The following is a 25,369-nucleotide window of genomic DNA, read 5'->3' on the forward strand; positions in this document are numbered from 1 at the left end:
TGTGTATGAAAAAAAGTTCAGGATTACAGGTCACGAGGTAAGCCCCCCTGCCATAAAAGTACTTTTACGATGAGATGCGCGTCATGCATTCATAATTCAAAAAAAAAGCAAAAAAAGAGAGTGAAAAAATCACCCCCCTGCGCCATACCATACTTAACCGAGGTCTATTTTGATATTCCCCTCATCTACCTCGACTAATCCGGTTGCGAATGTTACTTTTCCACTCTTTTTATTGATAAGCTTTAAACTGAATCTATCTTGGCCGTCTCCTTCAGCCAGATCAAGTTCAAAACCAACTTCCTTGTCGTCCGCATGACCGACACCGGCAATTTTTAAAATAGAATATCCGTTTTTCTCAAAAGTATCAATTGACGATGGATCAAATTGGTCAGCCTCAAATGTAAAGTCCCTATCATGTTTGTCATCGCCAAGGTCTTTATATTTGAACGTCAAACTGCTCTCATCAGGATCATTGCTGTCAATCGTGACTTTTATGGCTGCGCGGCCATCATATTCACTTTCGTCGGTCACATGACCTGAAGAAGCTCCGTTTGCACTTACTGAATGATGTTTTCTCGGAAAGATATTGTCGCATTCTTTCGGAAACTTGACCTCTGGACATGGATCATTCCAATCCGGGTCAATCACTTGAATATCATTGCCGCGTGACTTGCAGAATTTAGCCTGAACAGACAGTTTCACTTCTGCTTCAACCTGAACATCAGCGCAGAAATATACTTTAAGCTTGATGAGCGATGGAAACGGACCATTGAGAATCACTGTATTGTCTAAGACACGCGCAGAAATTTTGGTGACTCTGCAAAGCAGATCTGTTCCATCCGGATAGCAGAGCGCAAAAGGTTCGATGGCGGAAACATCTGTTTTCAGTTTCGCTACCTCTTCACCCTCTCTGTCGACAACATATACAGTCACATTCGCCGTGAATAGAATATTGACGAGTTGCGCGTATACTTTCCGCCCGTAAAGTGTTCCCTCAACAGATTGTTTCTCACCTACTTGCTCACAGAAGAAATCTTTATGCTGGCCTTTTTTTACCTCACTGTCGCCGAGCGGAAATAAAGGCGGAGTTTTCGGTGTCTTAACCACCACACGCAATGGTCTTCTGTATGGGTCGGCCAAGGCGCATTCAATGTCTTCAAGCTGTGCTTTACTAAATTGAAGTTTCACTTTGGTGCCGATTTTGTCCGTAACCCAGTCATAGACCTTGGGAACTCTGATACATTCATCCTTTAGCCTGTATTTAGGCTTGGAGATTAGTTTGCTTCCCATTCAAAACCTTCCTTTCTGTCAAATATAAAAAACATGGTTGGTTGTTTCCCTACATAGTATGGATATGACATGGGGATTGGCACACTTGAGGCTGCCCATTTTTTGTGCAGATCACTCGATTGAATCTAATGGCGAATACGGTGACTGCCAGTCTATAGCTATGAAAATTATCAAGATGTTTTTTTGCAATGAACCATGATCGCAATTTCTCACCGAAAAAATAAAATCAACAGGGGTTGATGTTGTGGAAAAAGAACATGAAGATCCGGATAAAACATCCCATTCAAGCTCTTCCCAACAAATAGAATGGCCAATATGGCCAAGTAAGAAGAACAGAGTTGTACAGTCCGTACAAGAAAAAAAATTAAAAGACCGATCGAAGAAGACGGAAAAAGAGGAAAACCGTTTTTATCCACTATTCAAGGAACAAGATGAAAAATCGGAAAGCGAAACCATTCAGCCATTTTTAAATCAAGATGACCCACATGGTATCGAAATTGATCCTTTTCCTGCAGATGATGTTGATCGCCCAAACGCCCCTAATCGTACTGAATAAACTGATGAAAGATACGAAAAGGAGATGCGTTTAATGAGTAAAGAGGAATCCGAGGAACGAATTCATGATTCAAAAAAACGAAAGAGCAAAGCCGATCAATTTTTTACTGCACCAAAAAAGCATGGCGGTTGCAGCACGTGCGGCCATGTCACTTGGCGCCCTAATCAAAATAAGTAAAGAAAAAACCGGTGCCCATCTCTTATTTATGAGATGAACACCGGCTTTCCTTTAGTGTACTTATTTAGATACTGATGATGTTGAAACCGGCGTCTACATGAATCGTTTCACCGGTAATACTCTTAGAAAGATCGCTGAACAAGAAGAGTGCCGTGTTGCCGACATCTTCAGGATTAATTGAGCGGCGGAGCGGCGCTTTTTCCTCAATAACCTTCAGCACGCTATTGAAGTCGGAAATGCCTTTTGCAGAGAGTGTACGGATTGGTCCGGCGGAAATACCGTTCACACGGATGTTGTCTTTGCCAAGATCACTCGCCAAATATTTTACGCTCGCATCCAAGCTGGCTTTAGCAACGCCCATCACGTTGTAATTTCTGACGACGCGTTCGCCACCAAGATAAGTCATCGTGACAACACTTCCTCCTTCGGTCATCAATCCCTTTGCTTCTTTAAGAACCGCTGTCAGCGAATAGGCGCTGACGTTCTGCGCAAGTAGGAAGCCGTCGCGTGTCGTATTCATGTAATCTCCATCGAGTTCTTCCTTCTTTGCAAACGCAATGCAGTGTGCCAAACCATGAATCACGCCGACATCTTCCTTGATTTTTTCGAAGGTCACTTTAATTTCTTCATCAACGGTTACATCACATGCATAGAATAGGCTGTCCTGTCCCTCAAGTGTCGCCGCCAGCTTCTCCACCGGTTCCTTAAAACGTTCATTATTGTACGTAAAAATCAACCGGGCGCCCGCACGATCAAGCGCTTGCGCAATACCCCAAGCAATGCTTCGTCTATTGGCAACACCCATAACCACATAGGTACGCCCTTTAAGTGTTAATTCCATGTCCATTCCTCCCAAAAAAATCACGTCAATCCAATGGTTATTATATCATGAAAGAACGTGCACGTCCTTTTCTGCTTAGCCAAACACCATTTGATTTCGAGAATTCGTTAAAAAAAGGGAAGCAGCATCGAATACTTTGACTGTTTATTTAACCAGGTGACTTTTTTTCTTTCTGACTGCAATTGTATTCTTTCTGTTTCTTTTTTTAGTTCTTTACGCTATCATGATTAAAGTGTGAACATCGTGTTACTATCGGCATACAGCCGCAATTTTCATGAAGAAAAGAAGGACAAATTCATGTTTAATAGGGAATCTCTAGCAAAAATTGACTATACACTGTTTTTTATTGTCTTCTTATTTGCCTGCATCAGTTATTTAACGATCTCAATGGCTCCGCTTAAGTCCGGAGCTCCCGCAACAGGAATTGCCCATCGCCAAGTGATCTGGTATGTGATCAGCATCATCGTCACTCTAGGCACCATGTTCTTTGACTATGATCGTCTGAAGCGCATGCACTGGATTTTTTACGGCGTCGGCATGTTCCTGCTGCTTGGATTAACCTTTGCTCAGCTTGGTTTGCCCGTTCCTTTGGTGGATGATTCACATGGAGCCATGAGCTGGTATGCCCTTCCCGGCAATAGTCAGTTGCAGCCATCGGAGTTCATGAAATTATTTATGATCGTCTCGATTGCGACAACCATTGATAAACACAATGAAGAGTATTCGATTCGCGGTTTAAGAGAGGACATGCTGCTGCTTGGAAAAATCGCGCTCGTTTCGTTTCCGCCCTTCATACTGGTCTTCGCGCAACCGGATCTTGGTACTGCACTCGTGATGTTCAGTATCATTATTTCCATGACCTTGGTCAGCGGAATCAATTGGAAACTGATTGTCGGTATTTTAACAACCATAGTCATCGGTCTTGCTTTCTTCGCGATCAGTTGGTTTCATTTTCCCAACATCATTAACATTTTCCTAAAGTCACATCAAAAGGAACGTTTCTTAGCTTGGCAGGATCCGCAGCGCTATTCATCAGAAGAGGGCTATCAGTTGCTCCAAGCGCTTAAATCAATTGGGTCAGGCGAGTTCTTTAATCATCAATTTAACTCATCAATTACCCTGCCCGAATCCTATAACGATTTTATTTTCGCCGTCATCGGCGGCAGCTTTGGGTTCGTGGGGGCAGTAACCGTCATCTTGCTGTTCTTCCTGTTTATATCACGCGTCGTCAAGGCTGCAACCGAAACACATGACCCCTTTGGAAGCTATATTTGTACCGGAATTATCGGTATGATTATGTTTCAGGTATTCGAAAATATCGGCATGACAATTCAAGTAATGCCGGTAACCGGGATCACGTTGCCTTTTCTCAGCTATGGCGGCAGTTCGCTTCTTTCCAGCATGATTTGTGTCGGGCTCGTACAAAGTGTCCGGATCCAAACGCAGGAGTTTATGTTTTCTTAAAGAACCTTGACACTTGGCGCAGCTCAAACGTACACTAGATTCCTCTAAAAACGGTCGATATCGGCCGTTTTTTATTACAAGTAAAGAAAGATAGCGTTTTGCCTTGCCGGTACGACGATAGGTCATAAGATTCGTTTGTTTGGGCTGGGTGATCAGGTAAGCGCTCAATCTGAGAAATAAACGGAAAAATTCCGCTTAATTAGAAAATGAATGAAAAAATCGCTTAAATAGACGGAGAAATTCCGCTTATCGAATCGAAAAACTTGAAAATGGAGGGTTTTGCTGTGCATAACCGGAAAAATTACCCTTATGTACCTGTGAAACAAGCGCCAGAATGCATATAACCGGAAAATCTCCGCTTATTTTACTCGTTTACTTAATTAAGGATCAAAATGATTAATTAGAAAACTTGTCTTCACCAAGCCTCTGGCGAAGGTGAAGACTTAGTTGCGACGGCCATGGACGGCCTAGTGTCCGGTGAGCCGCAGGACGCGGCGTTTTTTCGGACCGCTTACACTCGTTTTCCCTTAAATGTTTTCTTATACTTTCCTACCAGTGTGGAATAGAAATGTCTGTTCAAGACAAGGTTGATGCTTCAAAACGGTATTTGGAGCAAAGGAACTTTCGTATGTAAGGACCGGCTTACCCGGTTTTTCTAACATATTCCTTCTTAGGCACTTAGAATCAAAGCATACACTAAGATCTTTTAATTTGGGAACTATATAGGTACTAAGTAAATTGGAGGATGGGCCGAATGTATGATGTAATCGGAGATGTCCATGGATGTCGCCACGAATTTGTTCAACTTACAGAAAAACTAGGGTACCGATGGCATCACGATCTGCCCATCCACCCGAAGCACCGGAAACTCGTTTTCGTTGGCGATATCACGGACCGTGGACCTTCCTCTGTAGATATGATTCGAATCGTGACAGATCTTGTCGAACGCAATTTGGCCCTATACGTTCCCGGCAATCACTGTAATAAACTATACCGTTACCTCATCGGTCACCATGTACAGGTGTCGCATGGGCTTGAGACCACCGTGCAAGAACTGGATCAATTGAACAGCGATCAACGCGTGCGCATCTCAGAGCGGTTTATCTCGCTCTATAAGAAAGCGCCGCTGATCCTCTACCTTGACCAGCAGCAAATGGCAGTATGTCACGCAGGCATTCGAGAAGAAGATTTAGATAAACCGATCACGCGCAGAATCAAAACGTTCGCACTGTATGGTGACATTACCGGAAAAAAGGATGCGAACGGACTGCCTGAACGCCGGGACTGGGCAAAGTTCTACCATGGCGATCCCTTGATTGTGTACGGCCACACCCCGGTAACTAAGCCGCGTTGGAAAAACCACACGCTAAATCTAGATACCGGTTGTGTTTTCGGCGGCATGCTGAGCGCGCTCCGTTATCCGGAAATGGAGACTGTTTCAGTTGCTTCTTCCATGCCTAAGTTTGCAGAACGCTTCAGATCGTTTCCAGATTGATCGGTTCTGAAATCAGCTGCAGCATATCGTCCGGACATTGCTTATGCAGATGTATCGACGCTCCTGTAAAAGGATGAGTAAAGGATACCTCGAAGCTGTGCAGCGCCTGACGATCAATGAGATTCATTGTTCCACCATAGAGGTCATCGCCGAGAAGCGGATGGCCGATTGATGCGAAATGAACACGTATCTGATGCGTTCTCCCTGTTTGCAGCCTCACAGCAACAAGTGTCCAATCTTTTGATCTGCGTAATACTTTATAATGGGTTATTGATCTTCTCCCGTTCTGCCAATCGACTTGTCTCTCGATCGCACTGCCTTCTCTGCGTCCGATCGGAGCGTCAATGATGCCGCTACCTTGCTCAATACTTCCTTCCACGCATGCCAAGTATCTGCGGTGAATTTCTTTCTTTTTCTGCATTTTGAAGAAGCGCTCATGACTGAACCGATGTTTGGCAACCAGCATCAGCCCCGATGTGTTCCGGTCCAATCGATTAATGATATGAACGGTAGAGGCGAGATTTTGTTCTTTGAAGTAACGAAGCAAGCCGTTCGCTAGTGTACCTGACGGGTATTGATGGGAAGGAATGACCGGGATACCTGACGGCTTATTAACAATCAGAACAACCTCATCTTCGTAGACGATATCAAGCGGCATGGCTTCATCCGAGAGAAAATCGCTTGGCGTCTCCGGCGGAAAAACAATCGTCAGCACTTCGCCTTCTTGAAGTACATGGCGCACAGAACGTTCCTGACCGTCCACGAGCAGTTTTCCGCCTTTATATTTAATCGCGGATAACGCCCTCCGCGACACTCTGACTTCCTTTTTCAGATAGTCTCTCATAATCATACCTTGTTCCGCAGCGCTCATCGTCTTCTCTATCATATAGCATTGTTTCTCCATTTGATCGGAACGAGCACGTTCCTTGTTCACGTCCTTTTTTTCTATATAAATCAGCCAATAAATGAATCCCGCACACGTCGCCAAAACGGTAATGGGCGGAAACGCGCAAAGCGGATCTTTTCATCCGCTACACCAAATTCAATCTGCTTCACTTGGTCGTGAATACTCGACAAGTGATCCAGAGAAAGCGTAAAAGATCGATCAATAACCGGCAGTACTTGGCAACGGTGATGCCGGGGAAGAATTAGCGGCGAACCAACCGTCCGATAGACCCGATTATTTATCGATGCAATTTCTGTCAGCTGAATGGATAACAACGATGGATGAATAATCGCCCCAGACAATCCCTTATTATAAGCCGTAGAGCCTGTAGGTGTCGAAAAGCAGAGACCATCACCCCTAAAGCTCTCGAATTTCTCGCCTTTAATTAAAACATCAGCGACGAGCAGTCCCTCATCGCTTCGCACGGTACACTCGTTTAACGCCAAAAAACTTTCGGGCGTTCTCTCGTTTATATACGTGACGGAAACATGCAACAATGGATACTCAACGATATTAAAGCCCTTTCCAATGATGGATTGTACGAGACCATCGACCTCCTCGGCAGTCCAGTCTGCATAGAAGCCTAAGTGTCCGGTATGTACACCGACAAACGCAGTCTCATTCAGACGGTTGGCGTATCGGTGAAAAGCCTGAAGCAAGGTTCCGTCACCACCAACCGAAATGACCAGATCCGGCTGAAGATCATCATAGACAAATTTATGTACGGTCAGCTGCTCGAAAATACGGCTCCGTAATGCGTCTGAAAACGTGTCCCCTCTATTTTCAATCGCAAATTTTTTTAACCTGCCGGCAGGAACATTTGTCATATTCAGTGTTTCTTGACCCATCCCTCACGAACTCCTTCCTATTTGTTCAACGGACTAGTTAATCATCGGCGTTTTTCTGGAGAAATCGTAACTGCGCGACTTGAATTTCATCTCTGATCTGTGACATTTCTTCATCAAGTCGAAAAGCCGCCTCAGCCGCACTTAGCAGTCTCGTTTTCACATCGGCCGGTATTTTCCCATTATATTTATAATTTAACGAATGCTCAATCGTTGCCCAGAAGTTCATTGCTAAGGTACGAACCTGAATTTCAACCAAAAGCTTTTTCTCTCCGCTTACTGCCTGCACCGGATACTGAACCACAACGTGATAGGATCGATAGCCGCTCTTCTTCTTCTCACTTATGTAATCGCGTTCTTCGACAACAACTAAGTCGGTACGGCTTCGAATCAGTTCAACTACTCTGCGAATATCATCGACAAATTGGCACATAACGCGAATGCCTGCAAGGTCCTGCATCTGCGTATTCAGCTGCGTCAGCGGCATGCCTTTCCGCCGTGCTTTCTCTATAATACTTGGTATTGGTTTCACTCTTCCTGTAACAAATTCAATCGGTGAGTTTTCTGAGGTTACCTCATACAGATCACGATAACCGCGCAGTTTAACCTTTAGTTCGTCCACCGCCTGCTTGTAAGGCGCAAGGAATATATCCCACTCCATTCCAATCACTCCATCTGATCCAAGACAAGAACAACGTGTCATCAAGTGCTGCTCTTTCACTCGAAAATTTACAGTATGTCTGTTGTTTCTTCACCCCCATTATGTCATAATTTAGAAGAAGTTACGAGTTTCTAATTAGTACCATAGATGAGGGCGGGGCATGCGACGAATGACTCAGGAATTAGAAATCGAATACAAGAACATGCTGACGGCTGAAGAATTTACCACACTTTGCACAGAATTCGGCCAGAAGACTTCCTCGTTTTTCAAACAAGTGAATTACTACTTTGACACCCCCACCTCCGCCTTGAAAAATAGGAAAACAGTCTTGCGCATCCGTGATACCGGAAATCAGCATGACTTTACATTGAAACAGCCGCGTAACGGCGTCATTCTTGAAACGCATCAGCAGCTCGATGATGAAGAAAGTCAGTCGATGATTCGGCTTGGTATTGTTCCTCCCGGTGAAATCGAACAATCAATTACCAAAATGGGTGTTGATGCCGATCAGCTCGTTCTCATTGGCGAATTGGCTACCAAACGCGCCCAATTCCCTTATCAATCCGGAGAGTTGTTTCTTGATCACAGCATTTATTTAGATCATAACGATTATGAATTAGAATATGAAGCGACCGATCAACGTTCCGGTGCGGATATTTTCAATGCTTTGCTTCATGCGCATTCGATTCCGCGCAGACCGTCAAAAAGTAAAATGCTTCGTCTCTATCAAGCCATTCAAGAAAAAAGGAGCTGATTTGGCGATGTCTATCGATCCAAGCACAGTTGCCCAATTTTTATCAATGTCCGCTATGTCCGGTAGTCAAAGCGGTTCGAATCAATCAAGTCTTCTTCCCGAACAAAACAGCGACTTTTCGAATTTATTCGGCACATTACTCACGCTCATGATGAATGCCAACTCAAACAGTAATGATGGGGAGCCGTACAGCAATTCACTCAACGCTCCTGCTTACAGCTCCGGTCAAGCCTCGCTTGGGAGCTCGGATACGAACGACTCGCTCTGGCAGGAGCTGTCCTCGTCGCTTTCACCATTAAGCATGCAACAGGCTCCTCTTAATACCGTTTCGGATTATGGCAGCACGATTCAGGCGATGAGTAAAAAATATTCGGTTAACGCGAATCTAATCCAATCGGTGATTGATGCCGAATCCGGCGGCAATCCGAACGCCACCAGTGCGGCAGGCGCTCAAGGCTTGATGCAGCTGATGCCCGGTACGGCGTCTGGTTTAGGTGTTACCAACGCCTATGATCCCGCTCAAAATATCGAAGGCGGAACAAAATACTTGAGCAAGCTGCTTAATCGTTACAACGGCGATTATTCACTTGCGCTGGCCGCCTATAACGCGGGGTCAGGCAATGTAGAAAAATACGGAGGCGTCCCTCCTTTCGCTGAGACTCAAGCCTATGTAAAAAAAATCATGAATAAACTCCAAAGTACGTACGTATGAAAGGCGGGTGTCATTAATGGATGATGAAAAGTTAAACACAATTGAGTCCAGATTAGATGCTATTGAAAAGCAGCTTAAGGCATTGAAATCGGAACAGCACAGACCCCTGATCGGTTCAAACGTTTGGGTACTTGTTCCGATTGTCGCCATCATAATGTGGGGCCTGCAAAATATTATTTAATAATTTATAAAAATATTAAACCCTGTATCGGACAAAGACCGTCCAATATAGGGTTTGTTTTATTCACACTTATTTTTTTTGATCCATTAGTACTTGCTGTCGTCAATCTGATCAAGCCAATTTGTCACCGCGTCAACAATATCGGCGACACAGCCTTCTTTAAATGGCGACTCCAGACCCGCTGATTGAACCAGCTCCAGAAAGGACTTGCCTCCGCCTTGTTTGCACAGCTTCAAATAGTCTTTCCATGCGCCATCATAGTCTTCCTGCGATTTTTTCCAAAACTCAAACGCGCATACTTGAGCCAATGTATAGTCAATGTAATAAAATGGCGATTCATAGATATGTCCTTGACGCTGCCAGAATCCGCCCATCTCAAGAAAGTCAATGCCGTCGTAATCACGATAGGGCAAATATTTCTTTTCGATGTCTTTCCAAACCTGCTTTCTCTCTGCCGGTGTCATTTCTGGATGCTCGTATACAACATGCTGGAACTCATCCACACTCACCCCATAGGGCAGGAATTGAAGCGCATCGCTTAAATGTGAGAATCTGCGTTTATCCGCATCTTCTTTAAAGAATAGGTTCATCCATGGCCATGTAAAGAATTCCATACTCATCGAATGAATTTCAGCGCCTTCATAAGTCGGCCAGCGATATTCAGGTATATCACTATGTGTCGAGTAGACTTGGAACGCGTGGCCTGCTTCATGAGTCAGCACATCAATATCGTCTGCCGTACCATTAAAGTTCGAGAAGATAAATGGTGATTCATAATCAAAAATATATTCGCAATATCCGCCTCCGGCTTTGCCTTTTGTCGCAAGCAGGTCCATCAAATGATGATCCAACATAAATTGGAAAAATTCGCCGGTCTCAGGTGACAGTTCCGCATACATTTTCTTTCCATTGTCAATGATCCATTCCGGATCGCCTTTTGGTGCTGCATTCCCAGTCGTAAACTTGAACGGCACATCATAAAATTTCAGTTCGTCGACACCAATACGCCTGCGCTGCCGTTCGTAAAGACGATTAGTCGCCGGCACCACATAGTTACGAATCTGCTCGCGATAGCTCTTTACCATTTCCTTATCGTAGCCAACGCGCGCCATTCGATAATAGCTGAGATCGGCATAGTTATCAAAACCAAGTTTGGTTGCGATCTCTGTTCTGATTTTAACCAACTGATCGTAGATTTCATCGAACTCTTGTTCATGAGCGGCAAAGTAGCCAAAATAAGCTTCAAGCGCCGCCTTTCTTACATGACGATCAGGAGATTGCTGAAATGGAGCTAACTGTGCGAGCGTACGCTCCGTTCCTTGAAACGGAATTTTTGCGGCAGCAATCAATTTTGTGTATTTAGATGCCCATTTATTTTCCTGTTGCATGAGCGGAATCACTTCAGGTGAAAAGGATTTGAGCTGTGCTTCCGCAAGAGCGAAAAGCTGCCTGCCCCATTTCTTCTCCAGATCCGCACGGAACGGTGAAGCTAGAAGAAGTTGGTAGAACTCTGTTGTTTTCCCTTCAAATATAGGCATTGTTTCATCGGCAAAATCATTTTCCGTTTTGTAGAAAGGATCCTCTGTATTAATGGTGTGCCTGATTTCAACAAGGCGAAACATCGTATCCAAATGTTTACGCAAATGATTGATCTCTTCAATGGAACGCTCCGCCTCTTCAAGAGTTGCCGCATTCTTTAGCACATCGAAAGCCTTGTGAAACGATTCTTCATACTTCGTTACATCCGGCCGCTCATACTGATAATCTTCAAAAACCGTCACTGCAAAACACCCCTTTTTCAAAGCCTATTTCTCTTTCTTCCTCGTGTTTCCATAACTTAACTATTATATATAGAAAACGTGATGAAGCCAAGTTTGCGTGGGCTGAATCTTTTTTTATCCATGATGACGACAACAAAACAACGAAAAAAATCGACGCTCATGTTTACCAAATGCACGCCGGTTTCTTTTATCAATTCTATAGGTTCAGTTAACTTTTAGTGTTGTATTAAATATGTTGCCCTGCAACCTTTTGATGATGATGCATATGGTGATTGTGGCGGAAACGATGGCATGCTCCATTAGCCACTAGCCTACGTACATAGGCACAGAGCAGAAGGCCAATTAAAGAGAGCAGCGATATTGAGACTACAACACCTGCCCATCCGAACGATTCCAAGAACAATCCTCCTACCGGTCCGACCACGCTGGAGCCAACATAATAGAAAAGCAGGTATAAGGAGGAAGACTGCGCTTTCTCCCGTCTATTAGCCAAGATACCTACCCAACTGCTTGCCACTGAATGCCCGCCGAAGAATCCAAAAGTAAACATGGCCAACCCGAAGATTTTCAGAATCAGAAATGACGACATTGTAATGATCAGGCCACAGGTCATCATAATGAGACACAGTGCGATGACCCCGGAGCGGCTCGTATGATCGGATAGTCTTCCCATCCATGTCGAACTGAATGTGCCGACAAGAAAAATAATGAAGACAAAGCCGACCAAAGTCTGGCTTAAATTATATGGCGGCTCCATAAGCGGAATACCAAAGTAGTTATAAACCGTCACAAAGCTCCCCATCAGAATGAAACCAATTAAATAGAGGAATACAAGTGCCGGTGATTCAATATTTTCAAGAAATCCCGCGGTCGTTCTTCTCATTGATCCGCGTTTAGCATCAAAATGCTTGGATTTAGGAAGTAACATGATGAATAGAGTGCACATCACAAGGTTCAACACGCCCAAAATGGCAATCGCCACATTCCAGGAAAAAGCATCACTAAGTGATCCGACAATCAGCCGCCCTGCCAAACCGCCAAGACTATTGCCGCTGACATAGATACCAATCACATAGCCCAGCACTTTCTTGTCGAATTCTTCATTTATGTACGCCATGGCGATTGACGGGTAACCGGCAAGCAGCGCGCCCTGGATAAAGCGCACAGCGATCAGCAACGGCAAATAATGAATAAAACCGACAACCACTGAAAGGAAGGCCGAGGTGACAAGAGCTAAGGTCATAACTTTCTTGCGATCATACATACCTGAAGTAAACGAAACAAATAATAGAAAAACAGCAAGAGCACCGGTAGCAGCCGACAACGTCAGACTTGCCGCAGCCGGCGGCACATGAAATTGCGCGGCGATAACGGCAATGACCGGTTGTGTGCAGTAAAGATCGGCAAACATGATAAAGCTTCCCAGAAACAAAGCGACAAGTGTTTTCTTAAAGGCTTTGCTTTCCGGAGAAATATAATTCATTGAAAATTCCATCCCTTCGGTTTCTCTTTGTATTCTCCATACTATGACAATCCCTATCTGTTGTCTAATAAATTCTGTGAATGATATTGATGCATAGAACTGCTGAAGCCATTCAAACAAAATGTGACCTGGTTGTATTTGAAAAAAAGCCTTGATATGGACGATTTTTCATTATATCTATGGTACTATATATGGTACACGTTGAGGTGCGAAGACCGTCATTGAATGACGGTCTCTTTAAACACGAATACAGAAAAATGTCAGGTTTGGTGTGATTTCCCATCCTTTTTAGGAGTGATTAGTTATGGAATGGCAGCAGATTGAATATTTTCAAAAGGTTGCCCAGCTACAGCATATGACGCAAGCTGCGGAGGATCTGTCAATTTCACAGCCCGCACTTAGCAGATCCATTGCCCGTCTTGAGGAAGAACTTGGGATTCCTCTTTTCGAAAGGCAAGGAAGAAGTATTATTTTGAATCAGTATGGCAAAGCATTACTGAAGCACGTCAACAGAATTCTGAAAGAAATTGATGACACAAAAAAGGAAATCAAATCTCTTCTTGACCCTGAATATGGTGAAGTTTCATTAGGCTTCCTGCACACGCTTGGTGTGAACATGATTCCTGATATCCTTCGTGAATTTCAAAAGGAACACGCCAACACAAGAATCAAGCTCTACCAAAACAACAATGTGTCGCTGCTCAAACAGCTTCAAAGCGGTGAAATTGATTTATGCCTGGTGCATCATGCCTTTGATGATCCGCATATCCAATGGGAAAGATTGTGGGATGAGGAGCTTTATCTGATGCTTCCGCGCACTCACCCGCTCGCACAGAGGGAATCCGTCACACTAGATGAAATTCAATCTGAGCCGATGATCGCAATGAAAGAAGGCTATGAACTTCGTAAAATTGCTGACAACCTTTGCCGAAAAGCAAATTTCACGCCAAACATCACCTTTGAAGGCGAAGAAGTAACCACCCTTGCCGGATTGGTTGCAGCGGGATTGGGAGTCGCTCTGCTTCCCGATCAGAAGGATATTGACGACAGCAAGGTGGCTAAGCTGCACGTGCGCTGGCCAGGCTGTTCGCGGCAAATCGGTCTTTCATGGTATGCGGATCGTGAGCTATCTCCGGCAGCTGCACATTTCAAACGTTTTGTCTTCACCCATTATAGAGAATGAAAAGAGAGGGACGGGCTAAACTAAGGCGTCCCTCTCTTTATTTATTTTATAGCCGACGTTTCAAATAATTTCTGGAAGTGTTCATAATCTTGCGCTCCGAGCGTCTGTTTCACTTTCCCCACATTTTCTCCATGTTTCATCGCCTGAATCGCTTTTTGCTGTTCTTCGGTATGGAACGTGCCGATTATTTTGTTTGTCTCCAAAATATTCGTAAATGCATTCGGATCCATTGTTTTAATCAGCCGCTCCATTTTGTACAACTCATAATGGCTAATAACGACCATCAGCGTGCTTTTTTTTGTGCCGGTAAATCCCCCGTATGATGGGATGACTGTTATCCCGCGATCAAATTGATCCTGTATGGCGTCAATCAGCCGCTCTGTCTGATCTGTAACCGTAATAACCGTCAATTTCTGATATTTCGTGTGGATCATATCAATCACATAGCTGTTTACGAACCGTGAAATGAGCGTGTAAAGCGCGTACTGCCATTCATATACGGCCCCGGCGATTATAATGATAATGCCATTCAAGATTAAGAAATATCTCCCCGATGATGCATTGCGGTTGCGCCGGGTGAGAAAGATCGCGATAATATCCAAACCTCCTGTTGAGATCCCGTATTTCAGAGCAATTCCTACACCAATTGCAGAGATCATTCCGCCAAATATGGAATTGAGCAGGATGTCTGAAGAAAGTGGGTGTACCGGCAGAATAGTCAGAAACAATGAAGTCAGTACAACGGTAACAAAACTGAACAAGGTAAAGCTTTTTCCGACCTTGTACCACCCTAAAACAGCGATTGGCAAATTCAAAGCAAGGATCAGCAAGCTGATCGACAAATGAACATGCATCCCATCAAGCAGGAGATCCGAAATCAATTGAGCCGCGCCATTAATTCCTGCAGCGTAGACATGAGCGGGTACAAGAAACAGGTTCATGCTCAGCGCGCACAAAAAAGCCGCGCAAATCGAAATTATTGATTTTTTAATGAGTTCACTAATTGCAGACACGGATAACATAACAGTCTTCCTCTTCATTCAGTTCATTTTTTTCTTATTTCCCCGGGTCTCAAATTATAGCACCTTATTCATTGGATTCAACCTCTGACAAGATTTTCCCAACACTTTCATTTATCATACTAAGTGAATTATTCGACTATTTGTTTCTTATGGCGGCCACAGATCTTTCACAAGTACCGATTAGTTGCTCTTAGTGATCGGAACTTGTTACAATATAGAAGTTCCATAACGGTGGGCCACAGGGTCTTGCTGCTCACTCAATGTTTGAAACTGACAAGAATATAATAAAGGCAGGTTAACTTTATTAATAATGAATCAAGATATGATGAGATGGACCAATCCGGATACCGGCGAAGCCTATCTGAATCAGGCGCCGTTTTTAAAATTTCTTCTAGAGGTGGGGTTCTATGACACGCTTTGATGAAGGATCGACATGTGAAGGAACACCGGGGAATGAGTCATGTACACTTAGAACAGTCAAAAAAAACTCCTTTCAACGCGTTGAGATCCTGGCCTTTATTGACCCGCTTTGTCCGGAATGCTGGGGGTTTGAGCCTTTACTCAAAAAATTTATTTTGCAATACCATGACTATTTTACATTTCGCATTCTGCTTACAACCAAACATGACACGGCAAACTGTTGTCGGTTTCACCGAGCAAAACAAATTGCCGAAGAGTGGGACAAATACGCACGCCTGACCGGCATGTGCTGCGACAGTGACGTATGGTTTGAAAATCCGCCCTCCCCTTATTCGATTGCTTACGCCATTAAAGCGGCCGAATTCCAAGGAGGTGCGGTCGGACAAATCTTCCTTCGACGCGTACGTGAACAAATTTTTCTCAGAAAACAGGGGCTGAATGAATTTGAAGAACTGCTTGAGATCGCCCGGCTTTCCGGATTGAATGAACAGGAGTTTTCAAATGATTATCATTCCTGCCGCCCGATCAAAGCTTTTCAGTGTGATCGAAAACTGGCAAATGAATTGTCTATTACTGAATTGCCGACTTTTGTTTTTTCAACACCATGTAATGATTCGGAGGCCATAAAAGTAAACGGACACTATCCTTATCAGGTCTACGTGCAGATCTTAACGGAATTATTGGGTGAATTACCCGTACCTGCTCCAAACATTCCGTTAATCAATTATTTTCAGCAACAATGTTTTCTAACCACTAAAGAAGTCGCCGTCATTTATGATTTGACTGAAGAAGATGCGCTTAAAGAACTGCGTAAACTGCAGTTACAGCAGTTCATTGAACCCATTGTCCTAAAAAGTGGTGAATATTGGACTTATATCACCCATCCCGAATAATGCGCGACGGCATTTCCGTCGTACCGTTTAACGATCATCAATCACAGCCACTTTGGCTAGAACCTTGCTTCCATAAATGAAGCAAGGTTTTTCATTATTTCTTTTTCGCCACTGTTGTTTCTTTTCCTCTATTTATCCGTTCATAAACCCAATATTACGAACGCATGTTTTTATTACCAGTATTAAAAGAACATCCGTTCGTGTATAATAAACCCATATTCAATTAATCGAGGTGTCGCACATGGATCGAGTCATTTTCCTGATCGATATGCAAACATTTTACGCTTCTGTTGAAAAGGTTGATTTTCCAGAATTCAGAGATAAACCGCTGATTGTCGCCGGCGACCCGAAGCAGCGAAGCGGCATTGTACTGGCTGCCTGCCCAATCGCCAAGCAATTTGGCGTGCTCACCGCAGAACCTCTTGGCCAGGCATTGCTTAAGTGTCCACAGGCAATTATTCAATTGCCGCGCATGCAGCACTATATTGATGTGTCTACAGCCGTGACGCGATTTCTCAGGCAATTTACCGACCTTGTTGAGCCCTATTCTATTGATGAGCAATTTATTGACGTGACCGGAAGTGTAGCGTTGTTCGGTTCACCTTTAACTATCGCGCAAAAAATTCAGCAATGCATGCACGAACGCTTTGGTGTTTACGCTCGTATCGGTATTGGGCCAAACAAAGTGCTCGCCAAAATGGCCTGTGATCATTATGGAAAAAAAAACCGGACAGGCATTTTTGAGTTAACTATCAAGAATATAGAGAAGTACCTTTGGCCGTTGCCTATCGGCGAACTATTTGGCGTGGGACACCAGATGGAACAGCATTTCATCGGAATGGGCATTCGTAAAATCGGTCATCTTGCTCGCTTTCAGGTTAATTTTCTGCGTAAGCGTTGGGGCGTGAATGGAGAGCTGTTGTGGCGAACCGCACGCGGTCTGGACAGTTCTCTTGTCTCCCCGGATACATTTACGGAACAAAAAGCAATTGGACACCACATGACCTTACCCTATGACTATTCAGCAATGAAAGATATTCGTGTCATCCTTCTTGAGCTAAGCGAGGAGGTCGCGTATCGAGCACGTGCGAAACGCTATATGGGGCATGTTGTCTCCGTTGGCATTTCCGGGACCTTTGAGAGACACAGCGGTTTTCATCGTCAAATCACGCTGCCCTTCGCAACGAATTTCGGAATGGATCTTTACCACGCCGCCAACAAACTATTCACAGAAAGTTGGGACCGTCTCCCTGTTCGCGCTGCTTCGATCACACTTAGTGATCTCCAAGCGATGTCAAACAATGATCAGCTGGATCTCTTCGCGCATCTTGAAGAAAAGGCGAATTTGAGCACTGCGGTAGACACTATTTATAGAAAATATGGAAAGACAGCCATCTTTCGCGGAACCTCACTCATGCCATCGAGCCAACTTTGGGCACGCGCAAGTAAAATCGGAGGTCATTTCAAATGAGCAATCGAGAAATTTTTCTTCCCTCCTCGGAGATGACTGAGGATGAAAAAAGAATCGTCACCGAATACGCGCTTTTACCGCTTATAAAAATGGCGTTTGAACGCGATCGCAAAGTCATCGCGGTGACAAACACTAAATTCAGGTCACTCTATCTGGAACTTCTTGACGACATGATCTATCGAGTGACGCAGGATCTGTGCAAAAATAAACAGGAGCTCTTCAGCAGCCATATACGCATGACCAAGCGCGACTGGTTCAGTTACGAAGTATACCTCCGTGGGCGTCTGTTTGAATTCGTGTACCAAAAAAGTATAGCCATGGACTGGATTCATGAGCGTGTGCGCGACTATCTCAGATCCTAGTTTTCTCAAACATACAGGTGTATTTTTGTTTCAAAACAATCATAAGCTTGTTCTAAGCGAAGTTGTGGAGGTTGATCATTCATGAAACTAGTGGCTTTCTGCTTTCTAGCCGCTATCGCTGTTTTCTGTTTCTATTATTTTCTGCTTGGTCTGATGCATCTGGAATCACTGCTGGTGTCCGGAGCCATTCTCTTCACAAGTATTTTCCTAATGGTGCGTCTCTTGACTTGGCACCGGCGCAACAAAGAATGAAAAAGACAAGGACTGAAGAGATTGATCCTCAGTCCTTGTCTTTTTTTAATCACAGCATTTTCAGCTAAAAAGCAGATTCTCCGTCTCATCCAGAACTTGGGCAAATACATCCATTGCCTGTTGGACAGGCTTAGGGTCTGCCATGTCTACGCCTGCTTTCTTCAATACCTCAATCGGTGAATCTGAGCTCCCCGATTTCAAATAGTTCTTGTAACGTTCAACGGCCGGCGCACCTTCCTGCAGAATCTGCGAAGACAGCGCGGACGCCGCACTAAAGCCTGTCGCATATTGGTAAACATAGTAGTTGTAGTAGAAGTGTGGAATGCGTGCCCATTCCAGACCGATTTCCTTGTCAACAACAATATCCGACCCAAAATATGTTTTATTTAAATTATAATAAGTTTCCGTCAGCAGATCGGCGGTTAGCGCTTGCCCGGCACGTGCCTTCTCATGGATGATGTGTTCAAATTCTGCGAACATTGTCTGCCTGAAGACCGTTCCTTTAAAGCCTTCCAACTGATTGTTCAACAGATACAGCTTTCTTGTCTTATCATCCGTATTTTCAAGCAGGTAGTGATTTAGAAGTGCTTCATTACACGTAGACGCAACCTCGGCAACAAAAATCGAATAATCGGAATATGGATACGGCTGACATGTACGTGAATAATAGCTGTGCATCGAATGTCCAAGCTCATGCGCCAGCGTGAACATGCTGTCGACATTATCCTGCCAGTTCAAAAGAATGTAAGGCATCGTACCGTAGCTGCCGCCTGAGTAACCGCCGCTCCGCTTGTTCTGTGTTTCGCGCACATCAATCCAGCGTTTTTTAAAACCGTCCAGAATGACGTTCAAATAATCTTCGCCAAGTGGTGCCAATGCTTTAATGACAAGTTTCTTCGCCTCATCATAAGTCACTTTGATCTTCGCATTCGGGACAAGCGGCGCATAGAGATCATACATATGAAGTTCATCAACATTGAGTGCCTTTTTGCGCAACGCAACATATCGGTGCATCAATGGCAGGTTGTCATGAATGGTTTTAATCAGATTGTCATAAACCGTTTCCGGAATATCATTACCGAACAAAGCCGCTTCCCGTGCCGACTTGTAATGGCGTGCATTCGCATAGAATGTATCTCGCTTGACCTGCCCGCTCAATGTCGAAGCCAAGGTGTTCTTAAATGAGCCGTACGTCTTATAAATGCCCTCGAACGTAGCTTTGCGCACTTGACGATTTTCACTTTCCATGAGCGTACCATAACGTCCATGTGTAATTTCAACGTCTTCTCCATCCTCACCCTTAATCGTTGGAAACTTCAAGTCAGCATTATTCAACATGCCGAATGTTGTGGATGAAGCATCGGTAACCTCTTCAGCTGCCGCAAGAAGTGCTTCTTTTTCACTATCAAGCACATGGGGACGTGTCCGAATGATTTCGTCAAGTGCATGCCGATAGAGCTGCAAATCTTTGCTGCTATCAATAAAACCGTTTAGTGTTTGCGGATCAATTGCTAAGATTTCAGGAACGGCAAAAGCTAATTTGCTCCCTGCTACGGCAGCAAGATTCCCGGCGCGGTCATGAAGTGCCTGAAATGTCGCGTCTGCCGTATTTTCATCTGATTTCATGTGTGCATAGACATAGACCTTGTACAATAATTCCGTCACTTTGTCCTGCTTTTTAAGAAGTGCGTATAACGTCTCAGCCGAGTCTCCAATTTTCCCCTTAAACTGTTCCGCTTCCTCGATTAGGTCCTCAACTTTTTGAAATGCACCTTCCCACGCATTAACATCCGGATAGATCGCTTCGAGGTCCCAAGTCTCTTCAACCGGGATCGCCTCTCTTTTCGGGAGCGCAGTTGTTTTTTCACCCGCCATTGCGGCACCTCCATTGTCATTACTCTTCCAAAAAATGTATCAAATCTATCGTACTTCTTTTTCTCTTTTTACGCAAAATTTAGTTATTCATGTATTGGATCTGCGTATAGTGCCATTTCTAATCGCTTCAGCATCACGCGATCCTCATTAAGCAAAGCAGAAATTGATTCTTCTCTTTTCGGCAATTGTTTGATTCGATAGCTGCCGCTGCTTTTCTCTGCGATACGCAGTCGAACAAGCTGCTCCAGGTAAATGGTAACCAGCTGTTCCACTGTTTTTATTGTGCAAAGCGGGAGACTCCGAAGCATGAAAAGACTTCCCAAGCCACGAATCACTGCCTCGTGAATGATTCGCCTTGGTGTGAAACGATGTCCGGGTGCACTAATACCCATGAGCAGAAAAAGCCACATCTGCCATAGCAACGGGGGATTCACAAAGTGAACGAACGCGTGATGAGGCAAGCCCACATAGCCCGGAAAGTAAGCAAAGTGCTGCCTTAACCCATAAGCTAGAGCGCGCAGTGCATATTCTTCACGTGTCCTGTGTTGGGTGACTGCCAATCTCGCTCTTTTCTTCATTGTGAGCCAGCTGCAAATAAATGAATCGGATAGGAAGACAAATGTCGGGGCGAGCAACTGATACGGCCTGCATTCAGAGAGCGCGACACAACTTTCCTGGGAAATAAAATGGGTTTTCGATATTGGAGATAGGCAATAGGAATAGCTGAAGCGTTTGGCGGAAGGATCGTAAAAACAGACATAGTAAGATGAGGCAAATGGATGTGCACCCGGAGAAGCTCTGGATTGGCGAATGGCCATAGAAGTAAACCCAGATAGCCGGATCTTGTCTCGATGTCCATGATAATGCTTGGCACCGATGATCCAAACAGGATTAATATGCGCGTCGAGGTAACCCTTGGAGCGTGCGGCAAACCGTTGTTCGGAGATCAGGCTGCATTGATATTCAAGAGCAGTAGGTTCAATCCCGGGCAAATATACATCCGGCCTTTGGCACAATGCCGGCAAATAAAATTCCAGCCGCGGCGATCGGCCAGCATCTTCGCACCAATGCAAAAGATCCTCTTTGCCGGATAAGTGCGCCGCGGTTTCCGGTTCATTATCCACGAGACATGCATGATGGGATTGATGCGCAAAATGCCATCTTCGCTTTTCACCACTTTTAAAAAGCAATGGTGCTCGGCAAACCGGACAATAGAATCCATAGTGCTTTTCCAGCGCTTTTAACGCTTCACGTGACAATTTAGAGGAAGCAAGCGAGATTGATTCGCCGCCTTTTGTTGACGCGATGAGCACAGGATCACCACCCTATTCGTGTTAATAATTAATTCTACATGAATAGTGATCGTTCCTGCATGGCTCAGAGCATATTTTCCTCCCCAAAAACAAAAGGCCTGCCAGCGGCAAGCCTAACTAAAAGAGATACTTATAGAATGGTTCAAACTATGCAAGTAAAGGGAAATGGGATTTTATTGTCTGCAAGGCATGATCATGGATCAATTCCTTCCCGTACTCCTGAAGAACATAAACGGTCAAACTCGTATCAAGCCCAAATTCAAGCATTTTGCTTAAATCATCATCTTGACAATCATCGGATAGTTCATCGGCAAAGGTCACCTGTAAATAATACCGACTCTTATAAGCATACAGTGCGGTGTCCATCGCATCATGTGCCTCAAAGGTATGACTCAAAGAAATCAGATTTTCAATATCGCCAAATTCAATGATGAATGAAATGGGCTGTGCGTCCTCAAGCTCATTTTCCTCCTGATCACCACCATCAGTAACCGCTTGATCATCAGCCATATCGGCATCGCGATCTTCACGTTCGTTAATTGGAATATCCAGATGCTTATCTTCCGAGATCGGCAATTGAAGGTTGGATCCATCCTTCGAAATCTGCGCACGAGTCACAATAATTTCCATGCCTTTATCAAGCGCCTGAACCTGGATCCAAAGCGGTCCCTCAAGAGAGAAGGATTCTTGACTATGCGCTTCATCCATCATTTGCCAAAACAGTTCTTCGCTACGATCGCGATTGTACCAAATCTCTTCACGGTCAAAGCCAAGGTCTTCAATATCTAAATAACTGATGTAGAATTTCAGTGTGTTTTCATTTATTCGTTCGATTTTCATCACTATCTCTCCCTTCTTCTTCAGTAGGTTTGGGAGTGACCAACCGCCAATGGGACAACATGTATCCTGTACCTCTATTGTATGATAAAACCCTTACTATTGAAATAAAAAATAATCAGTATTATAAATATTCCGCACTTGCCTCCTAAGCAAACAAAAATAAGTTTAATTGCTTCATTTTATTGAATCGCGCAGTTATTTATGCAAAAAAAGCGATAAAGGTGACAAATGTTAGACTGCGGATCGCCGGAATGATTCAGGACAAGTTCGCATAAGTTGAAATGGAGACAGAGGAAAGGAGCTATCAACGCATGTCTTTTGATCTCAATACTGTATTTTTTATCCTAAAAATTATTTTTATAGATATTATTTTAGGTGGAGACAATGCAGTCGTGATTGCTCTTGCCTGCCGCAGACTAGTTGAGAAGCAAAGGAATGAGGCCATATTCCTTGGAACGGGCCTCGCGGTCATCGTACGAATCGTACTCACTGCTATCGTCGTCTCTTTGCTCAACATCCCGTTTCTGCTGCTTGCCGGTGGGCTCTTTTTACTTGTCATTGCGATCCGTCTCATTACGAATAAAGAAGAAGAGCATCATGTCCGTGCAGGCACGTCCATGTTTGCGGCCGTTCGAACCATTGTGCTTGCGGATGTGGTCATGGGATTTGACAATATGCTCGCCATCGCAGGTGCTTCAAAGGGGCATATTGGCTATATCGCGATCGGTCTTATCGTATCCGTCCCTATAATTGTCTGGGGCAGCAAGCTCATTTTAATCGCTATGGAGCATTTCCCGGCACTAGTCTATGTTGGAGGCGGTGTACTTGGTTACACGGCTTCCGAGATGATCATGAGCGAGCCGAAGATTCATTGGCTGTTTGAATCTTCTCAACATCTCTCCAAACTTTTTCCAATTATACTGATCATTACACTCATCGTCATTGGATGGCTGACCAATCTCTATTCGTCCGCTCAAATCGCCAGAAAATCATGAAGCAAGCTTGCCAAAGGTATGAATACTTTCACATCGCGTACATGGCACACGTATACTTAGTGGACATTAGCTTATGTAGTCGCGGTTCCGCAACGTTGACCCGACACTCTATTTCTTGGGATCATGTATACTTATAGAACGACCAGACACGCAAGGCAAGCGCGGACGGTCGTTTACTATTTACAATAAATAAACGGATGTCCACAGTATACAGGGACATCCGTTCGTTTGCATTTCACTTAATTAACCAAACGCTGCGCTTCTTGAAGCTGGAAAGTACGTACCTTTCTAGGAAGAAAGCGTCGAATTTCATCGTCATTATAACCAACCTGCAACCGTTTATCGTCGAGCATGATTGGGCGACGCAACAAGCCCGGATTATCTTTAATCAATTCAAAAAGCTGTTGAATAGACATTGTCTCCAATTGAATATTCAATTCTTGAAATGCTTTTGACCGCGTCGAGATGATCTCATCCGTACCATTTTCGGTCATACGCAGGATGTCTTTAATCTCTTCAATGGATAACGGTTCGGAAAAAATGTTCCGTTCTTTGAATGGTATGTCATGTTCCTTAAGCCAAGCTTTTGCCTTTCTGCACGACGTGCAACTTGGTGATGTATATAATGTAACCATTTTTCGCCCTCCTTTGGATAAATAGAAACGTTCTATTCTCTGAGGCTTCTTTTATTATATAATAATTCTTATAAATTTTATACCCTTTTTTATATGAAAATTATTTCATATTTCATCATAATACAAGCCTTTTTTCATCGTGATTCGACAAAAAATAATTTTCATTAATTAATTCCATTCTCATTTCCGATGTATTCCGGATTCAAAATATGTAAAAAGAGACTCCCCATATTCAGGAAGTCCCCATTTATTAGTCATTATGTCTATGTGGATGGTTAACCCCACAACATTACGCCGGTAATTTTAAGTTCGCTGACGGTGCGTCTTGGGACTTGGGTTGCAGTTGTCCCAATGTCTCCTTCAACCATTTCCTGATGGAATTTTTGCGCCTCCGCCTTACGTCTTTCGGTTTCACTGATGATCGCCTCCTTAAATCATTCGTCCAAAGTACATCTCCGGTCACAAGAGTCTTCTCTGTCTGCCTTTATTCTCAACCCGTCACGTCTGCTTGTCAAGGTTAAATTTTGACACGGCAACTTGTACAGATGTCCTGCACAGGCTGATCCTATGCGTTCACTTGAGACTCAAGCTGGATTGTGATAAGCTTGGACATCGGCTGCGAAAACATCACCGTATCATTTCAGTTGAGACGAGAATGTCCAACCAGGGACACTCCTCTTATACTATACGTGAATGAGACAAAAAGTATTCAAAAAATTACACTTGATGGAGCTGACTTTATGGCACGTCGGATCACACTCGTCCTCACCGCGTTACTTGTCATTGCTATTCTTTTATATCAATTTTTTCATTTACTGACTATGTCAATCGTCACGGTTTTATTAGTACTCACGATCATCAGTTATTTTGTGCAGTTATTTGTTAACTATCGAAAAAAATAATCCCCACGTTTCATTCGTGG

The 25,369-nt window shown here is 44.0% G+C and carries 26 protein-coding genes; 14 read left to right on the plus strand and 12 right to left on the minus strand.

Going from position 1 to position 25,369, the window contains the following annotated elements; translation table 11 throughout:
* Window positions 1-153: 153 nt before the first annotated feature.
* Window positions 154-1,290: a BMQ_0737 family morphogenetic spore coat protein gene (locus ABWW58_RS04680; protein ID WP_353868059.1), complete on the minus strand. Its 1,137-nt coding sequence runs from the start codon at window positions 1,288-1,290 to the stop codon at window positions 154-156.
* Between the two features lie 244 nt (window positions 1,291-1,534).
* Here ABWW58_RS04680 and ABWW58_RS04685 point away from each other — a divergent pair, with 244 nt between their 5' ends.
* Window positions 1,535-1,846 (plus strand): hypothetical protein, encoded by a 312-nt coding sequence (locus tag ABWW58_RS04685; protein ID WP_353868060.1) that lies wholly within the window; start codon window positions 1,535-1,537, stop codon window positions 1,844-1,846.
* Window positions 1,847-1,879: 33 nt separating this feature from the next.
* Window positions 1,880-2,023: a hypothetical protein gene (locus tag ABWW58_RS04690; protein ID WP_353868061.1), complete on the plus strand. Its 144-nt coding sequence runs from the start codon at window positions 1,880-1,882 to the stop codon at window positions 2,021-2,023.
* A 64-nt stretch (window positions 2,024-2,087) separates the two neighbouring features.
* On the opposite strand, the gene fabI is transcribed toward ABWW58_RS04690, so the two are convergent.
* Entirely contained in the window at window positions 2,088-2,864 is a 777-nt protein-coding gene (gene fabI / locus ABWW58_RS04695; RefSeq protein WP_353868062.1) for an enoyl-ACP reductase FabI, read from the minus strand.
* A gap of 297 nt (window positions 2,865-3,161) precedes the next feature.
* Here fabI and ABWW58_RS04700 point away from each other — a divergent pair, with 297 nt between their 5' ends.
* Together ABWW58_RS04700 and prpE are read left to right on the plus strand one after the other, a co-directional pair.
* The gene (locus tag ABWW58_RS04700) at window positions 3,162-4,328 is read left to right on the plus strand and encodes an FtsW/RodA/SpoVE family cell cycle protein (RefSeq protein ID WP_353868063.1); all 1,167 of its coding nucleotides are present in this window, start codon (window positions 3,162-3,164) and stop codon (window positions 4,326-4,328) included.
* Between the two features lie 754 nt (window positions 4,329-5,082).
* A complete protein-coding gene (prpE, locus tag ABWW58_RS04705; protein ID WP_353868064.1) occupies window positions 5,083-5,823 on the plus strand; it encodes a bis(5'-nucleosyl)-tetraphosphatase PrpE in 741 nt (246 codons plus the stop codon).
* On the opposite strand, the gene ABWW58_RS04710 is transcribed toward prpE, so the two are convergent.
* From ABWW58_RS04710 to yjbM, 3 genes are all read right to left on the minus strand, one after another.
* Window positions 5,804-6,709 carry an RluA family pseudouridine synthase gene (locus ABWW58_RS04710; RefSeq protein WP_353868065.1) on the minus strand — a complete coding sequence of 302 codons (906 nt, stop codon included), beginning with the start codon at window positions 6,707-6,709 and terminating at the stop codon, window positions 5,804-5,806. The genes prpE and ABWW58_RS04710 overlap by 20 nt on opposite strands.
* Window positions 6,710-6,777: 68 nt before the next feature.
* Window positions 6,778-7,617, minus strand: a complete 840-nt coding sequence (locus tag ABWW58_RS04715) for an NAD kinase (protein ID WP_353868066.1) — start codon at window positions 7,615-7,617, stop codon at window positions 6,778-6,780.
* Between the two features lie 37 nt (window positions 7,618-7,654).
* Window positions 7,655-8,275, minus strand: a complete 621-nt coding sequence (gene yjbM / locus ABWW58_RS04720) for a GTP diphosphokinase (protein WP_093671576.1) — start codon at window positions 8,273-8,275, stop codon at window positions 7,655-7,657.
* A 160-nt stretch (window positions 8,276-8,435) separates the two neighbouring features.
* Here yjbM and ABWW58_RS04725 point away from each other — a divergent pair, with 160 nt between their 5' ends.
* From ABWW58_RS04725 to ABWW58_RS04735, 3 genes are read left to right on the plus strand one after another with little or no spacing between them, the layout of a single operon-like run.
* A complete protein-coding gene (locus tag ABWW58_RS04725; protein ID WP_353868067.1) occupies window positions 8,436-9,029 on the plus strand; it encodes a CYTH domain-containing protein in 594 nt (197 codons plus the stop codon).
* Window positions 9,030-9,036: 7 nt separating this feature from the next.
* Window positions 9,037-9,741, plus strand: a complete 705-nt coding sequence (locus ABWW58_RS04730) for a lytic transglycosylase domain-containing protein (protein WP_353868068.1) — start codon at window positions 9,037-9,039, stop codon at window positions 9,739-9,741.
* Window positions 9,742-9,757: 16 nt separating this feature from the next.
* On the plus strand, window positions 9,758-9,922 hold the full coding sequence (locus ABWW58_RS04735) for a hypothetical protein (protein ID WP_353868069.1): 165 nt from the start codon (window positions 9,758-9,760) through the stop codon (window positions 9,920-9,922).
* Window positions 9,923-10,008: 86 nt separating this feature from the next.
* On the opposite strand, the gene ABWW58_RS04740 is transcribed toward ABWW58_RS04735, so the two are convergent.
* On the minus strand, window positions 10,009-11,703 hold the full coding sequence (locus ABWW58_RS04740; protein ID WP_353868070.1) for a M3 family oligoendopeptidase: 1,695 nt from the start codon (window positions 11,701-11,703) through the stop codon (window positions 10,009-10,011).
* A gap of 226 nt (window positions 11,704-11,929) precedes the next feature.
* Window positions 11,930-13,186: an MFS transporter gene (locus tag ABWW58_RS04745; RefSeq protein ID WP_353868071.1), complete on the minus strand. Its 1,257-nt coding sequence runs from the start codon at window positions 13,184-13,186 to the stop codon at window positions 11,930-11,932.
* A gap of 304 nt (window positions 13,187-13,490) precedes the next feature.
* On the opposite strand from ABWW58_RS04745, the gene ABWW58_RS04750 reads away from it, so the two are divergent.
* Window positions 13,491-14,369 carry a LysR family transcriptional regulator gene (locus ABWW58_RS04750; protein ID WP_353868072.1) on the plus strand — a complete coding sequence of 293 codons (879 nt, stop codon included), beginning with the start codon at window positions 13,491-13,493 and terminating at the stop codon, window positions 14,367-14,369.
* Between the two features lie 41 nt (window positions 14,370-14,410).
* On the opposite strand, the gene ABWW58_RS04755 is transcribed toward ABWW58_RS04750, so the two are convergent.
* On the minus strand, window positions 14,411-15,391 hold the full coding sequence (locus ABWW58_RS04755) for a YitT family protein (protein WP_353868073.1): 981 nt from the start codon (window positions 15,389-15,391) through the stop codon (window positions 14,411-14,413).
* 407 nt (window positions 15,392-15,798) lie between these two features.
* Here ABWW58_RS04755 and ABWW58_RS04760 point away from each other — a divergent pair, with 407 nt between their 5' ends.
* From ABWW58_RS04760 to ABWW58_RS04775, 4 genes are all read left to right on the plus strand, one after another.
* Window positions 15,799-16,704, plus strand: coding sequence for a DsbA family protein (locus tag ABWW58_RS04760; protein ID WP_093671566.1), 906 nt, complete (start codon window positions 15,799-15,801; stop codon window positions 16,702-16,704).
* Between the two features lie 241 nt (window positions 16,705-16,945).
* Complete coding sequence (locus ABWW58_RS04765; protein WP_353868074.1) at window positions 16,946-18,175, plus strand: DNA polymerase IV; 1,230 nt, start codon at window positions 16,946-16,948, stop codon at window positions 18,173-18,175.
* Complete coding sequence (locus ABWW58_RS04770) at window positions 18,172-18,537, plus strand: YhjD family protein (RefSeq protein WP_353868075.1); 366 nt, start codon at window positions 18,172-18,174, stop codon at window positions 18,535-18,537. The genes ABWW58_RS04765 and ABWW58_RS04770 overlap by 4 nt, the downstream gene beginning before the upstream one ends.
* An 81-nt stretch (window positions 18,538-18,618) precedes the next feature.
* The gene (locus tag ABWW58_RS04775; protein WP_353868076.1) at window positions 18,619-18,789 is read left to right on the plus strand and encodes a hypothetical protein; all 171 of its coding nucleotides are present in this window, start codon (window positions 18,619-18,621) and stop codon (window positions 18,787-18,789) included.
* A 60-nt stretch (window positions 18,790-18,849) separates the two neighbouring features.
* Here ABWW58_RS04775 and pepF read toward each other — a convergent pair whose 3' ends face one another.
* The 3 genes from pepF to mecA form a co-directional block, all read right to left on the minus strand.
* Window positions 18,850-20,664, minus strand: coding sequence for an oligoendopeptidase F (gene pepF, locus ABWW58_RS04780; protein WP_353868077.1), 1,815 nt, complete (start codon window positions 20,662-20,664; stop codon window positions 18,850-18,852).
* 83 nt (window positions 20,665-20,747) lie between these two features.
* Window positions 20,748-21,977, minus strand: a complete 1,230-nt coding sequence (locus tag ABWW58_RS04785) for a competence protein CoiA (protein ID WP_353868078.1) — start codon at window positions 21,975-21,977, stop codon at window positions 20,748-20,750.
* 147 nt (window positions 21,978-22,124) lie between these two features.
* Window positions 22,125-22,817 (minus strand): adaptor protein MecA, encoded by a 693-nt coding sequence (gene mecA, locus ABWW58_RS04790; protein WP_353868079.1) that lies wholly within the window; start codon window positions 22,815-22,817, stop codon window positions 22,125-22,127.
* 311 nt (window positions 22,818-23,128) lie between these two features.
* On the opposite strand from mecA, the gene ABWW58_RS04795 reads away from it, so the two are divergent.
* Window positions 23,129-23,812, plus strand: a complete 684-nt coding sequence (locus ABWW58_RS04795) for a TerC family protein (protein ID WP_353868080.1) — start codon at window positions 23,129-23,131, stop codon at window positions 23,810-23,812.
* Window positions 23,813-24,051: 239 nt separating this feature from the next.
* Here the strand turns inward: ABWW58_RS04795 and spxA are convergent, their stop codons facing one another.
* Window positions 24,052-24,447 carry a transcriptional regulator SpxA gene (spxA, locus tag ABWW58_RS04800; protein WP_023509241.1) on the minus strand — a complete coding sequence of 132 codons (396 nt, stop codon included), beginning with the start codon at window positions 24,445-24,447 and terminating at the stop codon, window positions 24,052-24,054.
* A gap of 740 nt (window positions 24,448-25,187) precedes the next feature.
* Here spxA and ABWW58_RS04805 point away from each other — a divergent pair.
* Window positions 25,188-25,349, plus strand: coding sequence for a hypothetical protein (locus ABWW58_RS04805; RefSeq protein WP_353868081.1), 162 nt, complete (start codon window positions 25,188-25,190; stop codon window positions 25,347-25,349).
* Window positions 25,350-25,369: the final 20 nt, after the last annotated feature.

The sequence above is a fragment of the Sporolactobacillus caesalpiniae genome (assembly GCF_040513385.1).
In the GTDB taxonomy this organism is placed as follows: Bacteria; Bacillota; Bacilli; order Bacillales; family Sporolactobacillaceae; genus Sporolactobacillus.